The sequence below is a fragment of the Enterobacter cloacae complex sp. IR5459 genome, assembly GCF_049238005.1.
Classification (GTDB): domain Bacteria; phylum Pseudomonadota; class Gammaproteobacteria; order Enterobacterales; family Enterobacteriaceae; genus Enterobacter; species Enterobacter hormaechei_C.
On sequence record NZ_JBMKIG010000001.1, the window covers coordinates 88,226 to 101,651 of the forward strand.

Sequence of the window (13,426 nt, forward strand, 5' to 3'; positions counted from 1 at the left end):
TTGCTTGTTTAAGACCGCGCCACTTTGCTCTAAGATGTTGAGCTTGTTTTCACTATCAGATGATGTAGACCCCATGGAAAATAATGAAATCCAGACTGTGCTGATGAATGCACTCTCCCTTCAGGAAGCCCACGTCTCTGGCGATGGCAGTCACTTCCAGGTTATTGCTGTGGGTGAGATGTTCGACGGAATGAGTCGCGTGAAGAAACAGCAGGCTGTGTACGCGCCGCTGATGGAATACATTGCGGATAACCGCATCCACGCCCTGTCGATTAAAGCGTTCACCCCACAGGAGTGGGCACGCGATCGCAAACTAAACGGTTTTTGAGCTGAGGGCGAAACGCCCGCAGCACGGTTGAATTTATAAGAGAGCAAACGATGGATAAATTTCGTGTACAGGGACCCACGCGTCTCCAGGGCGAAGTCACAATTTCTGGCGCTAAAAACGCCGCGCTGCCCATTCTTTTCGCTGCGCTGCTCGCAGAAGAGCCGGTAGAGATCCAGAACGTACCGAAGCTGAAAGATATCGACACGACCATGAAGTTGCTCGGCCAGTTGGGCACCAAAGTGGAGCGTAACGGTTCCGTCTGGATCGATGCCAGCAACGTGAACAACTTCTCAGCGCCGTATGAGCTGGTGAAAACCATGCGTGCGTCCATCTGGGCGCTTGGCCCGCTGGTTGCGCGTTTCGGTCAGGGACAGGTTTCACTGCCGGGCGGATGCGCTATCGGCGCGCGTCCCGTTGACCTGCATATCTTCGGCCTGGAAAAACTCGGCGCGGAGATCAAGCTGGAAGAGGGTTACGTTAAAGCATCCGTCAATGGTCGTCTGAAAGGCGCGCACATTGTCATGGACAAAGTGAGCGTGGGCGCAACGGTCACCATCATGTCGGCTGCTACGCTGGCAGAAGGGACCACGATCATCGAAAACGCCGCGCGTGAACCGGAGATTGTGGATACTGCAAACTTCCTGGTCGCGCTGGGAGCGAAGATCAGCGGGCAGGGCACAGACCGTATCACCATCGAAGGCGTTGAACGTCTGGGTGGCGGTGTGTATCGCGTACTGCCAGACCGTATCGAAACCGGCACTTTCCTGGTGGCCGCGGCCATTTCTGGCGGTAAGATTGTCTGCCGTAACGCCCAGCCGGATACCCTGGATGCGGTGCTGGCGAAGCTGCGCGATGCGGGTGCGGACATTGAAATCGGTGAAGACTGGATCAGCCTGGATATGCACGGGCAGCGTCCTAAAGCCGTTAACGTGCGTACTGCGCCACATCCGGCATTCCCGACGGATATGCAGGCACAGTTCACGCTGTTGAACCTGGTGGCCGAAGGCACGGGCTTCATCACGGAAACCATCTTCGAAAACCGTTTCATGCACGTACCGGAACTGATCCGTATGGGTGCGCATGCTGAGATTGAAAGCAACACGGTAATTTGCCACGGCGTTGAAAAACTGTCCGGTGCGCAGGTGATGGCGACCGATCTGCGCGCATCTGCGAGCCTCGTACTGGCAGGTTGTATTGCGGAAGGGACTACCGTTGTCGATCGTATCTACCACATCGATCGTGGTTACGAGCGTATTGAGGATAAACTGCGCGCGCTGGGTGCAAATATCGAGCGTGTGAAGGGCGAGTAATCATTCCGGCACCCCCCTGCCAGAACAGGCCGGGGGATTGCTGTTCTTGTCAATTCTGGTGCATCAGTCCTGATGCGCTTTCTTCGTTTTGCTCTGGCGCATCATGCGCGTTCTGTCGATAAATTCATGGGTGATGGGATCGTGGTAGCGTGACGGCCATATCACCCACGGATGCGTATCCAGCGCCGTCGCGATAATCAGTTCCCCCTTCGGCCATGGGCGGGTCAGGGCGTTTGCCAGCGTCGACGAGCTCAGCCCATGACGACGTGATTCGGCAGCCAGCGAAGTTCCTTTTTTACGCAGTGCCGCAATAATGTCAGCAGAATGCCAGTCGATGAATTTTGTATCCATAATGCTGTCCTTGTGTTCGTTATCGTCCACGTCGTTTCGTGTGAAAAGACAGCATTACTATACTCACTTCGAACATCTGTTCTAAAAAGTTCATGTTACGAGAAGCAATATTCAGAATAAGGCACGGCTTTATACATACGGCCTGTAACCCGATGGGCTTACGCGTAAATGTAATTTACTGGAGCGTACTGGAGTCTCCCTGCGTAGGGGCAGGGAGATGATGAGGGATTAACGGTCGCGCTGGACGGCGATGTGCGCGAGGCCGATTAGCGCATCACGCCATGGGCTGTCGGGAATGACCTGAATAGCGGCGATGGCTTTGTCCGCTTCTTCTTCAGCGCGCTGACGCGTCCATTCCAGGGAGCCGCAGATTGCCATTGTTTCCAGTACCGGTTCCAGAAGATGGCGTCCATTTCCCTGCTCGATAGCCTCCCGGATCATTTTCGCCTGCTCTGGTGTACCATTGCGCATCGCGTGGAGCAGCGGCAGCGTTGGCTTGCCTTCGTTCAGGTCATCGCCGACGTTTTTACCGAGCGTTTCGCCATCCGCGCTGTAGTCCAGCAAATCATCAATCAACTGGAACGCGGTGCCGAGGTAACGGCCATAGTCCTGAAGGCCTTTTTCCTCCGCTTCGCTACAGCCAGCCAGAATGCCAGAGCACTGCGCGGCGGCTTCGAACAGACGTGCGGTCTTGCTGTAAATCACCCGCATATAGTTTTCTTCGGTGATGTCCGGGTCGTTGACGTTCATCAGCTGTAGGACTTCACCTTCAGCGATAACGTTCACGGCTTCTGACATCACTTCCAGCACCTTCAGCGAGCCAAGGCTTGTCATCATCTGGAAGGCTCGGGTATAGATAAAATCGCCTACCAGAACGCTTGCCGCATTACCAAACGCGGCGTTGGCGGTGGCTTTGCCACGACGCATGTCTGATTCATCCACAACATCGTCGTGAAGAAGGGTGGCGGTGTGGATAAATTCGATCAGCGCCGCGATCGTGACATGGGCATTTCCCTGATAGCCAACCGCGCGTGCGGCCAGAATGGCAATCATCGGACGAATACGTTTACCGCCGCCGCTGACGATGTAATAGCCCAACTGATTGATCAGCTGAACGTCAGAGTTGAGTTGCTCCAGGATTGCTGCATTCACACCCGCCATATCTTGCGCGGTTAACTCATTGATTTTTTCTAAATTCATCGCAAAAGCCGGGCTTTTTATCCTGTTTATCCCACACGAGATGGGTACACAAAGGGTTTCGGTTTATAAATAGTATTGCTGATTGTACTGAAAAAACGGCTCAGATAAACGTTACCGTACGTGTTGTGTTTTTTTTCTTCATGTATTGATGGTAGCACTTGTCAAAGGCTCGCGTTTTGCGTAATATTCGCGCCCTATTGTGAATATTTATAGCGCACTCTGAATCATACGAGGATGTGCGCGGAAGCGGAGTTTATATGTACGCGGTTTTCCAAAGTGGTGGTAAACAACACCGAGTAAGCGAAGGTCAGACCGTTCGCCTGGAAAAGCTGGACATCGCAACTGGCGAATCTGTTGAGTTCGCTGAAGTTCTGATGATCGCAAACGGTGAAGAAGTCAAAATCGGCGTTCCTTTCGTTGATGGCGGCGTTATCAAAGCTGAAGTTGTTGCTCACGGTCGTGGCGAGAAAGTTAAAATCGTTAAGTTTCGTCGTCGTAAACACTATCGTAAGCAGCAGGGCCACCGTCAGTGGTTCACTGATGTGAAAATTACTGGCATCAGCGCCTAAGACCTGAGGAGAGATTTAAATGGCACATAAAAAGGCTGGCGGCTCCACACGTAACGGTCGCGATTCAGAAGCTAAACGCCTGGGCGTTAAGCGTTTCGGTGGCGAATCCGTTCTGGCGGGTAGCATCATCGTTCGTCAGCGTGGCACCAAGTTCCACGCGGGTACCAACGTAGGTTGCGGTCGTGACCACACTCTGTTTGCTAAAGCAGACGGTAAAGTGAAATTTGAAGTTAAAGGCCCGAACAACCGTAAATACATCAGCATCGTTGCTGAGTAAGGTTTTCTCGGTCCGGTAACGGATTAAAGCCCCGCAACGTGTTGCGGGGCTTTTTACATTGGAAACCCGGAAAATTTTCTGTAGGGAAAACGGGCATGAAGCAGCAGGCCGGCATTGGTATTCTTTTGGCGCTCACTACCGCAATGTGCTGGGGTGCGCTGCCAATTGCAATGAAGCAGGTACTGGAAGTCATGGAGCCACCGACGGTGGTGTTTTATCGCTTCCTGATGGCAAGCATAGGCCTGGGCGCCATTCTGGCCGTCAAAGGTAAGCTGCCACCGCTGCGCATCTTTCGAAAACCGCGTTGGCTGGTGTTACTGGCTATCGCGACGGGCGGTCTGTTCGGTAACTTCATTCTGTTCAGCTCTTCCCTGCAATATCTTAGCCCTACAGCGTCGCAGGTGATTGGTCAGCTTTCACCGGTCGGCATGATGGTCGCCAGCGTATTCATCCTCAAGGAGAAGATGCGCGGCACGCAGATCATCGGGGCAAGTATGCTGCTTTGCGGGCTGGTGATGTTCTTTAACACCAGCCTGATTGAGATTTTTACCCGCCTGACGGATTACACCTGGGGTGTCATTTTTGGGGTGGGCGCAGCAACGGTCTGGGTGAGTTATGGCGTCGCGCAAAAGGTGTTATTGCGCCGTCTTGCCTCACAGCAGATCCTCTTTTTGCTGTACACTTTGTGTACACTGGCATTATTGCCTTTAGCGAAGCCGGGTGTAATTACCCAGCTCAGCGACTGGCAACTGGCGTGCCTCATTTTTTGTGGGCTGAATACGCTGGTCGGTTATGGCGCGCTGGCTGAAGCCATGGCGCGCTGGCAGGCAGCACAGGTGAGCGCCTTAATCACGCTTACCCCGCTGTTTACGCTGTTATTTTCAGATTTGTTATCAATGGCCTGGCCCGATGTCTTCGTCAAGCCGATGCTCAACCTGTTGGGTTATCTCGGTGCGTTTGTCGTGGTTGCGGGCGCGATGTATTCCGCCATTGGTCATCGTCTCTGGGGGCGTTGGCGCAAAAATGAAGCGGTTGTAATAGTCCCCCGCTCAGGCGAATGAGTTACGGAGAGTAAAATGAAGTTTGTTGATGAAGCGACGATCCTGGTCGTGGCAGGTGATGGCGGTAACGGTTGTGTAAGCTTCCGCCGTGAAAAATATATTCCTCGTGGCGGTCCTGACGGCGGTGACGGTGGGGACGGTGGCGACGTGTGGCTGGAGGCGGATGAAAACCTCAACACGCTGATCGACTACCGTTTCGAAAAATCTTTCCGCGCCGAGCGTGGCCAGAACGGCCAGAGCCGCGACTGTACCGGTAAACGCGGTAAAGACGTGACGATCAAAGTGCCGGTGGGTACGCGTGTCATCGATCAGGGTACGGGCGAAACCATGGGTGATATGACCAAACACGGTCAGCGCCTGATGGTGGCGAAAGGCGGCTGGCACGGTCTGGGTAACAGCCGTTTCAAATCTTCCGTTAACCGTACCCCGCGTCAGAAAACCATGGGTACCCCGGGTGATAAGCGCGACCTGCAACTGGAACTGATGCTGCTGGCGGATGTGGGGATGCTGGGCATGCCAAACGCCGGTAAATCGACGTTTATCCGTGCGGTCTCTGCGGCGAAACCAAAAGTGGCAGATTATCCGTTTACGACGCTGGTACCGAGCCTGGGCGTTGTCCGTATGGATAACGAGAAGAGCTTCGTGGTCGCTGACATCCCGGGTCTGATTGAAGGGGCTGCAGAAGGCGCCGGTCTGGGTATTCGCTTCCTGAAGCACCTTGAGCGTTGCCGCGTACTGTTGCACCTCATCGACATCGATCCAATCGATGGTTCCGATCCGGTTGAAAACGCTCGTATCATTATCGGCGAGCTGGAGAAATACAGTGAAAAACTGGCGCAAAAACCGCGCTGGCTGGTATTCAACAAGATCGACCTGATGGACAAAGCGGAAGCTGAAGCGAAAGCTAAAGCGATTGCCGAAGCGATGGGTTGGGAAGATAAGTACTATCTGATCTCTGCCGCCAGCCAGGTTGGCGTGAAAGATCTCTGCTGGGATGTGATGACCTTTATCATCGAGAATCCGGTTGTTCAGGCAGAAGAGGCGAAACAGCCTGAAAAAGTCGAATTCATGTGGGATGACTACCACCGCCAGCAGCTCGAAGAGCTGGAAGCGGAAGAAGATGATGAAGACTGGGACGATGACTGGGATGAAGACGACGAAGAAGGCGTCGAGTTCATCTACAAGCACTAACCCCTGTATAAAGCCCCTTAACGGGGCTTTTTTTATCCTATTTTCGTCGGTAACCAACAGCTGGCGATGAGGCCGCCCTCAGCGCCGTTCTCCAGCGTTAAATGACCATGATGGAGCTGTACGATACGCTGTACGATGCTCAGCCCAAGGCCGCTGCCGCCGTAGCGCTGGTCGAGACGTCGGAAAGGTTCGGTGATCGACTGGCGGTGCGCCTCATCAATACCCGGCCCCTGATCGGTAACGCTCACCCGGGTACCCCCCTCCGTCGCTGTTAATGCCACTTCAATGGTTGTGCCTGCCGGGCTGTAACGGGCGGCATTCTCCAGAAGGTTCCTTAGCATCAGACGTAACAGGACGGCGTCCCCCTGTACCGTCAGCGTGCTGTGGGCCGGCCATAATACCGTATGCTCTTTGGCTTCATGCTCCAGGCTAAGCGGAGCAATGATCGACTCAGTCCAGTTCACGGTATCGTAATGGCCGCTGGCCATCGCCTGTCCGGCACGCGCCAGCATCAGCAGCTGTTCCACCGTGTGCATCAGCTGATCGATCCGGTTTATCAGTGGCGTGGCCTGCGGGGAACCGGACTGAGCCATCAGTTCCAGATGGAGCCTAATCCCCGCCAGCGGCGTACGTAACTCGTGTGCCGCATCGGCGGTAAACAGGCGTTCCTGTTGAATAGTGTGGTCCAGCCGGGCGAGGAGTTGGTTGAGGGACGTGGTTACTGCGCCTATCTCTTCCATATCAGAATACATCGGCAGGGGAGTCAGATTATCCGCCGAACGGTTCGCAAGGCTGGCGCGAAGTTTGTTGAGTGGTCGGGTGATCCATGTGACTGCCCAGAATGAGAAGAGCAGGGTAAAACCGACCATCACCAGTGAAGGGACCAGCAGGGAGGCAATGGCTTCGCGGATCTCTTTTTCGACATGGTTGTTGCGTGCTTTAGCGGACAACGTTTCGTTCACCAGAAAACCGATCTGCTCGCGGCTCTCATGCCACAGCCAGACTACGCTAATGAGTTGAAAAAATAGCAGAATAACCGCCAGCAACACCATTAATCGCCGGCGCATACTGTTCATTTCTGGCTCTCCAGACGGTAACCCACGCCGCGTACGGTTTTGATGCGATCTTTACCGAGCTTGCGGCGCAGATTATGAATATGAACTTCAAGCGTGTTTGATCCTGGATCGTCCTGCCAGGAGTAGATGTCCTGTTGCAGCGTTTCACGGTGCACGGTCTGCCCGCTGCGCATGATCAGGCGCGTCAGCAGAGCGAACTCTTTTGGGGTCACTTCCACAGGCTGAGACTGGCGCAGCACCTGCTGAGTTTGCAGATTGAGGGTAATATCCCCGTCCGTCAGTAGGTTGTCGCTGTGGCCCTGATAGCGGCGGATCAACGCCCGTACGCGAGCCTGTAGCTCGGCAAGGGCGAAGGGTTTTACCAGATAATCGTCAGCGCCAGAATCAAGCCCGTTAATTCTGTCTTCAATGGCATCGCGGGCGGTGAGAATCAATACGGGATTCTCCACTCCGCGACGACGCCACTGGCAGAGCAGCGTCGCGCCGTCTTTATCCGGCAGTCCCAAATCCAGGATCACCAGGCTGTATTCACCGCTCTGGATCAGGGCATCTGCTTCAGCGGCCGTGGCGGCACAATCCAGGGCGTAGCCCTCATTGCCCAGCGCCAGCGCTAACCCTTCCTGCAATAACAGATCGTCTTCAACTATCAGTAGTTTCATCGCTAGTTATTCTGGTAGATGTCCTTATAGAGCCTGCTTTCGAAACGTACCAGTGGAATACGGCGATTGCGCTGGTCAGCCGGTTCGACGGCATAGCCGGAAAGATACTGCACAAATGCCATGCGTTGTCCGCTGGCGGTCGTGATGAAACCGGCAAGGTTGTAAACGCCTTGCAGGGAACCCGTTTTGGCTGAAACTTTGCCATCCACGCCCGCAGCGTGAAGGCCCGCGCGGTACTGAAGAGAACCGTCGTGTCCGGCAAGCGGCAGCATCGTAATAAAGTTTAGCTCAGCGTCATGCTGAGCAATGTACTGCAACACCTGCATCATGGTGGCCGGCGAGATCAGGTTATGACGCGATAAACCGGAACCATCAACGGCGATCGTATTGCCCAGATCGATACCCGCCTGCTGGCGCAGGATCTGACGTACGGCATCAGAACCGGCCCGCCAGGTGCCCGGCACACCAAAGCGCGCGTGCCCGATCATGCGGAATACCGTGTCGGCAATCATGTTATCCGACTTTTTCAGCATAATCTTAAGCAAATCATGCAGTGGCGCGGACTGTTTGCTGGCAATCACCGTGCCTGGCTCATTCACCTGCGTCTGGCGCAGCAGCGTTCCGGTGTAGGTTATGCCCGCCTGCTTCAGTTCATCTTTAAAAATGGCACCGGCATAACCTGCGCCATCCTGAATGGCAAAGGCCAGCGGGAGTGGATCGGCCCGCTGGGTCAGGCAGCCGGTGAGCGTATAGCGGTTGAGATCGCCCGGTACCACGTCCAGCTCGCAATACTGTGCCTCCGGGGAGCCTTTCGCCAGCGTCCGCACCTGGCTGAACATCGTGACCGGGTAGTAAGACGCCACGCGGATAAACGCTAAGTCATTTGGTTTTGGCGCGCTGTAAAGCGATACGGAGAAGCAGTTACGGTCAACGATGGCGGCGGCTGGCGGGGCGCTAAAACACTGCGTCATGTCGTTCCATGGCCAGCCAGGCGCTTTATCGTGGCTGGCGAAAATGGAGGTGTCGATCAGCACGTTGCCATCAATTTTTGTTACGCCGGATTTTTTCAGTACCGCCACCATGTTGCGGACATCCTGGCGCTTAAAGGTGGGATCGCCACCAAAACGGGCGATAAGATCGCCTTTCAGTTCGCCACCCTCAACGTTACCTCTGGTTTCAAGGGTGGTAGTAAAACGGAAGTCAGGCCCGAGCTGGAGCAGAGCGGCGAGGGCGGTGATCACCTTCTGGGTACTGGCAGGCAGCGCCATCTGTTGACTGTGATAGTCAATCTCGGGAGCCTGCGCGCCAACCTTCTGCACCATCAGGGCAAGGTTCGCGCCGGCGGGCAGTTGATTAATGTACTCATCAACATTCGCGGCCTGAACGGTGAACGTTATACTGGTAGTCAATCCGATGATAAAACTGGAAAATCGCATAATCTCGCGCTAACAACCCGAAAACAAACCGTCATACTACGGTGCATGGCACTGTAAAGTAAACGATGACCCATAGTGAACTTCGCGGTAAAATGCGTATCAAATTGAAAAATTGCTGCTGACCTGGGGCGTTGCTCCCGGGTCGGTTTTCTTTTTGCTTCTGGCCTGTTCAGGTGGGCTGGAGCAGGGAACACTGCTCCCAACAGGAATGTTTAAGAGGTATAACAAATGCAAGCTATTCCGATGACCTTACGTGGTGCCGAAAAACTGCGCGAAGAGCTGGATTTTCTGAAATCCGTGCGTCGCCCTGAAATCATCGCCGCTATCGCGGAAGCGCGTGAGCATGGCGACCTGAAAGAGAATGCTGAATACCACGCGGCGCGTGAGCAGCAGGGTTTCTGTGAAGGGCGTATTAAAGATATCGAAGCAAAATTGTCCAATGCACAGGTTATCGATATCACCAAAATGCCGAATAATGGCCGTGTGATTTTTGGTTCAACCGTTACCGTGCTGAACCTGGACAACGACGAAGAGCAGACCTATCGCATCGTGGGTGATGATGAAGCTGACTTCAAACAGAACCTGATTTCGGTGAACTCGCCAATTGCTCGTGGCCTGATTGGCAAAGAGCAGGACGATGTGGTCACCATCCGCACCCCTGGTGGTGAAGTGGAATACGAAATTATTAAGGTTGAATATCTGTAATTCGCTTCTCTACTAAGATGTTGATACATTGTAAAGAAAAGAAAAAGGCCGCATAGCGGCCTTTTATCAACTCACGGAGCATGGCATTTTGCTCGCCTGCTGAAAGAAATCCCTCGTTTCACACAGAAAATGTGTTCGATTCAGGATATCCTTAACGTGGCAGCGAGATTTTGCGCTCTTTAGATGGGCGATAGAGCACCAGCGTTTTACCGATGACCTGTACATTACAGGCGCCGGTTTCGCGCACGATGGCTTCCACGATCAGGTTTTTTGTGTCTCTGTCTTCAGAGGCGATTTTCACCTTGATCAGCTCGTGGTGTTCCAGCGCTTGTTCAATCTCGGCAAGCACCCCTTCGGTCAAACCATTGTTGCCAAGCATCACTACAGGCTTGAGCGGATGTGCCAGACCTTTAAGGTGCTGTTTTTGTTTAGTACTCAGATTCATCGTATATTTTTGCTTACGTTGGGATTGAAAACGGTTCATTCTACCGCCATCTCCCTAATATCGCCAAATAGCTGCGTAGAAATTTACGTCACAGGCAAGCAACGATGAACCAGGACGGAAATGTTAAATGACAGGTAAAAAGCGTTCTGCCAGCTCCAGCCGCTGGCTTCAGGAACACTTTAGCGATAAATATGTTCAACAGGCGCAGAAAAAGGGGTTGCGTTCCCGCGCCTGGTTTAAACTTGATGAAATACAGCAAAGTGACAAACTTTTTAAACCGGGAATGACGGTGGTCGACCTCGGTGCGGCACCTGGCGGATGGTCCCAGTATGCGGTTACGCAGATCGGCGGAACGGGCCGAATCATCGCATGCGATCTTTTACCAATGGATCCCATCGTCGGTGTCGACTTCCTTCAGGGCGACTTTCGTGATGAATTAGTGCTGAAAGCATTACTTGATCGTGTAGGTGACAGTAAGGTCCAGGTTGTCATGTCGGATATGGCGCCAAATATGTGTGGAACACCGGCGGTGGATATCCCCCGCGCCATGTATCTGGTGGAACTAGCGTTAGAAATGTGTCGTGATGTACTAGCGCCTGGTGGTAGTTTTGTTGTGAAGGTGTTTCAGGGCGAAGGTTTCGAGGAGTATCTTAAGGAAATTCGCTCCCTGTTTGCGAAGGTCAAAGTTCGTAAGCCGGACTCTTCCCGGGCCCGTTCCCGTGAAGTGTATATTGTAGCGACCGGGCGAAAATGATAACCGGTAGATTTCAGGCGAAAGTTTGAATGAAACTGGATATAGAGTATCCTGACGCTGTTTTTAACACAGTTGTAATATGAGGTTAATCCCTTGAGTGACATGGCGAAAAACCTAATACTCTGGCTGGTCATTGCCGTTGTGCTGATGTCAGTATTCCAGAGCTTTGGGCCCAGCGAGTCGAATGGCCGCAAGGTGGATTATTCTACCTTCCTGCAAGAGGTCAATCAGGACCAGGTTCGCGAAGCGCGTATCAACGGACGTGAGATCAACGTTACCAAGAAAGATAGTAACCGTTACACGACTTACATCCCGGTGAACGATCCTAAGCTGCTTGATAACCTTCTGACCAAAAACGTCAAAGTGGTAGGCGAGCCGCCGGAAGAACCAAGCCTGCTGGCTTCTATCTTCATTTCCTGGTTCCCGATGCTGCTTCTTATCGGCGTCTGGATCTTCTTTATGCGCCAGATGCAGGGCGGTGGTGGCAAAGGTGCCATGTCGTTCGGTAAGAGCAAGGCGCGTATGCTGACGGAAGACCAGATCAAGACCACGTTTGCTGACGTAGCAGGTTGTGACGAAGCAAAAGAAGAGGTGGGTGAACTGGTTGAATACCTACGCGAGCCGAGCCGTTTCCAGAAACTGGGCGGTAAGATCCCGAAAGGCGTCCTGATGGTCGGCCCTCCGGGTACGGGTAAAACCCTGCTGGCAAAAGCCATCGCGGGTGAAGCGAAGGTGCCGTTCTTTACTATTTCAGGTTCTGACTTCGTTGAAATGTTCGTGGGTGTCGGTGCATCTCGTGTGCGTGACATGTTCGAGCAGGCTAAGAAGGCAGCACCGTGCATCATCTTCATCGATGAAATCGATGCCGTAGGCCGCCAGCGTGGCGCAGGCCTGGGTGGTGGTCACGATGAACGTGAGCAGACGCTGAACCAGATGCTGGTTGAGATGGACGGCTTCGAAGGTAACGAAGGTATCATCGTTATCGCGGCAACTAACCGTCCGGACGTACTTGACCCTGCGCTGCTGCGTCCAGGCCGTTTCGACCGCCAGGTTGTGGTCGGTCTGCCGGATGTTCGCGGTCGTGAACAGATTCTGAAAGTGCATATGCGTCGCGTACCGCTGGCGCCAGATATCGACGCGGCAATCATCGCGCGTGGTACTCCAGGCTTCTCCGGTGCGGATCTGGCTAACCTGGTCAACGAAGCAGCCCTGTTTGCCGCTCGCGGTAACAAGCGCGTGGTGTCCATGGTGGAATTTGAGAAAGCGAAAGACAAAATCATGATGGGTGCGGAACGTCGCTCCATGGTGATGACGGAAGCGCAGAAAGAGTCCACGGCATATCACGAAGCGGGCCACGCGATTATCGGTCGTCTGGTGCCGGAACACGATCCGGTACACAAGGTGACGATCATTCCACGCGGTCGTGCGCTGGGTGTGACCTTCTTCCTGCCTGAAGGCGACGCGATCAGCGCCAGCCGTCAGAAGCTGGAAAGCCAGATTTCAACCCTGTACGGCGGTCGTCTGGCTGAAGAGATTATCTACGGTGCGGAACATGTTTCCACCGGTGCGTCGAACGATATTAAAGTGGCGACAAACCTGGCGCGTAACATGGTGACTCAGTGGGGCTTCTCCGACAAACTCGGTCCGCTGCTGTATGCAGAGGAAGAGGGCGAGGTGTTCCTGGGCCGCTCCGTGGCAAAAGCGAAACATATGTCCGATGAAACGGCACGTATCATCGACCAGGAAGTGAAAGCGCTGATTGAACGTAACTACGCTCGCGCCCGTCAGATCCTGAACGACAATATGGACATCCTGCATTCGATGAAAGATGCGCTCATGAAATATGAGACCATCGATGCACCACAGATTGACGACCTGATGGCGCGCCGCGAAGTGCGTCCGCCGGCAGGCTGGGAAGACCCAGGCGCGTCTAACAATTCTGACAACAATGGCACCCCGCGTGCGCCGCGTCCGGTCGATGAACCGCGTACGCCAAACCCGGGCAACACCATGTCAGAGCAGTTAGGCGACAAGTAAGTCACTGCTGTTGAAGCGTTTGTCTGT

The 13,426-nt window shown here is 53.9% G+C and carries 15 protein-coding genes; 9 read left to right on the forward strand and 6 right to left on the reverse strand.

Going from position 1 to position 13,426, the window contains the following annotated elements:
* Positions 1-73 precede the first annotated feature (73 nt).
* Complete coding sequence (gene ibaG / locus ACOTX4_RS00415) at positions 74-328, forward strand: BolA family iron metabolism protein IbaG (protein ID WP_003861840.1); 255 nt, start codon at positions 74-76, stop codon at positions 326-328.
* Positions 329-378: 50 nt separating this feature from the next.
* Positions 379-1,638 (forward strand): UDP-N-acetylglucosamine 1-carboxyvinyltransferase, encoded by a 1,260-nt coding sequence (gene murA / locus ACOTX4_RS00420; protein WP_006812128.1) that lies wholly within the window; start codon positions 379-381, stop codon positions 1,636-1,638.
* Positions 1,639-1,701: 63 nt separating this feature from the next.
* Here murA and sfsB read toward each other — a convergent pair whose 3' ends face one another.
* Both sfsB and ispB read right to left on the reverse strand, forming a co-directional pair.
* Complete coding sequence (sfsB, locus tag ACOTX4_RS00425) at positions 1,702-1,989, reverse strand: DNA-binding transcriptional regulator SfsB (RefSeq protein WP_017382732.1); 288 nt, start codon at positions 1,987-1,989, stop codon at positions 1,702-1,704.
* 228 nt (positions 1,990-2,217) lie between these two features.
* Positions 2,218-3,189, reverse strand: coding sequence for an octaprenyl diphosphate synthase (ispB, locus tag ACOTX4_RS00430; RefSeq protein ID WP_003861833.1), 972 nt, complete (start codon positions 3,187-3,189; stop codon positions 2,218-2,220).
* Between the two features lie 257 nt (positions 3,190-3,446).
* On the opposite strand from ispB, the gene rplU reads away from it, so the two are divergent.
* The 4 genes from rplU to cgtA all read left to right on the forward strand — a co-directional run bounded on the left by rplU (position 3,447) and on the right by cgtA (position 6,287).
* Entirely contained in the window at positions 3,447-3,758 is a 312-nt protein-coding gene (gene rplU, locus ACOTX4_RS00435) for a 50S ribosomal protein L21 (RefSeq protein WP_003025032.1), read from the forward strand.
* 19 nt (positions 3,759-3,777) lie between these two features.
* On the forward strand, positions 3,778-4,035 hold the full coding sequence (gene rpmA, locus ACOTX4_RS00440) for a 50S ribosomal protein L27 (protein ID WP_003861831.1): 258 nt from the start codon (positions 3,778-3,780) through the stop codon (positions 4,033-4,035).
* A 95-nt stretch (positions 4,036-4,130) separates the two neighbouring features.
* Entirely contained in the window at positions 4,131-5,096 is a 966-nt protein-coding gene (locus tag ACOTX4_RS00445; protein WP_003861826.1) for a DMT family transporter, read from the forward strand.
* A gap of 15 nt (positions 5,097-5,111) precedes the next feature.
* Positions 5,112-6,287, forward strand: coding sequence for an Obg family GTPase CgtA (gene cgtA / locus ACOTX4_RS00450; RefSeq protein ID WP_003861823.1), 1,176 nt, complete (start codon positions 5,112-5,114; stop codon positions 6,285-6,287).
* Positions 6,288-6,319: 32 nt separating this feature from the next.
* Here the strand turns inward: cgtA and pmrB are convergent, their stop codons facing one another.
* The 3 genes from pmrB to dacB are packed head-to-tail and all read right to left on the reverse strand — an operon-like array spanning position 6,320 to position 9,458.
* Positions 6,320-7,363 (reverse strand): two-component system sensor histidine kinase PmrB, encoded by a 1,044-nt coding sequence (gene pmrB / locus ACOTX4_RS00455; protein WP_003861821.1) that lies wholly within the window; start codon positions 7,361-7,363, stop codon positions 6,320-6,322.
* Positions 7,360-8,022 carry a two-component system response regulator PmrA gene (gene pmrA, locus ACOTX4_RS00460; RefSeq protein WP_003861819.1) on the reverse strand — a complete coding sequence of 221 codons (663 nt, stop codon included), beginning with the start codon at positions 8,020-8,022 and terminating at the stop codon, positions 7,360-7,362. The genes pmrB and pmrA overlap by 4 nt, the downstream gene beginning before the upstream one ends.
* Positions 8,023-8,024: 2 nt before the next feature.
* Entirely contained in the window at positions 8,025-9,458 is a 1,434-nt protein-coding gene (gene dacB / locus ACOTX4_RS00465; protein WP_003861817.1) for a serine-type D-Ala-D-Ala carboxypeptidase, read from the reverse strand.
* Positions 9,459-9,686: 228 nt separating this feature from the next.
* On the opposite strand from dacB, the gene greA reads away from it, so the two are divergent.
* Complete coding sequence (greA, locus tag ACOTX4_RS00470) at positions 9,687-10,163, forward strand: transcription elongation factor GreA (protein ID WP_003861815.1); 477 nt, start codon at positions 9,687-9,689, stop codon at positions 10,161-10,163.
* A 151-nt stretch (positions 10,164-10,314) separates the two neighbouring features.
* Here greA and yhbY read toward each other — a convergent pair whose 3' ends face one another.
* A complete protein-coding gene (gene yhbY, locus ACOTX4_RS00475) occupies positions 10,315-10,608 on the reverse strand; it encodes a ribosome assembly RNA-binding protein YhbY (protein WP_003861814.1) in 294 nt (97 codons plus the stop codon).
* A gap of 127 nt (positions 10,609-10,735) precedes the next feature.
* On the opposite strand from yhbY, the gene rlmE reads away from it, so the two are divergent.
* Positions 10,736-11,362, forward strand: coding sequence for a 23S rRNA (uridine(2552)-2'-O)-methyltransferase RlmE (rlmE, locus tag ACOTX4_RS00480; RefSeq protein WP_003861812.1), 627 nt, complete (start codon positions 10,736-10,738; stop codon positions 11,360-11,362).
* Between the two features lie 102 nt (positions 11,363-11,464).
* Complete coding sequence (gene ftsH, locus ACOTX4_RS00485; RefSeq protein WP_003861810.1) at positions 11,465-13,399, forward strand: ATP-dependent zinc metalloprotease FtsH; 1,935 nt, start codon at positions 11,465-11,467, stop codon at positions 13,397-13,399.
* The last annotated feature ends 27 nt before the right edge of the window (positions 13,400-13,426 follow it).

Bases quoted from the DNA above. Each gene is read 5' to 3' on its own strand.
- ibaG (WP_003861840.1), top strand. From the start codon at position 74: ATGGAAAATAATGAAATCCAGACTGTGCTGATGAATGCACTCTCCCTT.
- murA (WP_006812128.1), top strand. From the start codon at position 379: ATGGATAAATTTCGTGTACAGGGACCCACGCGTCTCCAGGGCGAAGTC.
- sfsB (WP_017382732.1), bottom strand. From the start codon at position 1,989: ATGGATACAAAATTCATCGACTGGCATTCTGCTGACATTATTGCGGCA.
- ispB (WP_003861833.1), bottom strand. From the start codon at position 3,189: ATGAATTTAGAAAAAATCAATGAGTTAACCGCGCAAGATATGGCGGGT.
- rplU (WP_003025032.1), top strand. From the start codon at position 3,447: ATGTACGCGGTTTTCCAAAGTGGTGGTAAACAACACCGAGTAAGCGAA.
- rpmA (WP_003861831.1), top strand. From the start codon at position 3,778: ATGGCACATAAAAAGGCTGGCGGCTCCACACGTAACGGTCGCGATTCA.
- ACOTX4_RS00445 (WP_003861826.1), top strand. From the start codon at position 4,131: ATGAAGCAGCAGGCCGGCATTGGTATTCTTTTGGCGCTCACTACCGCA.
- cgtA (WP_003861823.1), top strand. From the start codon at position 5,112: ATGAAGTTTGTTGATGAAGCGACGATCCTGGTCGTGGCAGGTGATGGC.
- pmrB (WP_003861821.1), bottom strand. From the start codon at position 7,363: ATGAACAGTATGCGCCGGCGATTAATGGTGTTGCTGGCGGTTATTCTG.
- pmrA (WP_003861819.1), bottom strand. From the start codon at position 8,022: ATGAAACTACTGATAGTTGAAGACGATCTGTTATTGCAGGAAGGGTTA.
- dacB (WP_003861817.1), bottom strand. From the start codon at position 9,458: ATGCGATTTTCCAGTTTTATCATCGGATTGACTACCAGTATAACGTTC.
- greA (WP_003861815.1), top strand. From the start codon at position 9,687: ATGCAAGCTATTCCGATGACCTTACGTGGTGCCGAAAAACTGCGCGAA.
- yhbY (WP_003861814.1), bottom strand. From the start codon at position 10,608: ATGAATCTGAGTACTAAACAAAAACAGCACCTTAAAGGTCTGGCACAT.
- rlmE (WP_003861812.1), top strand. From the start codon at position 10,736: ATGACAGGTAAAAAGCGTTCTGCCAGCTCCAGCCGCTGGCTTCAGGAA.
- ftsH (WP_003861810.1), top strand. From the start codon at position 11,465: ATGGCGAAAAACCTAATACTCTGGCTGGTCATTGCCGTTGTGCTGATG.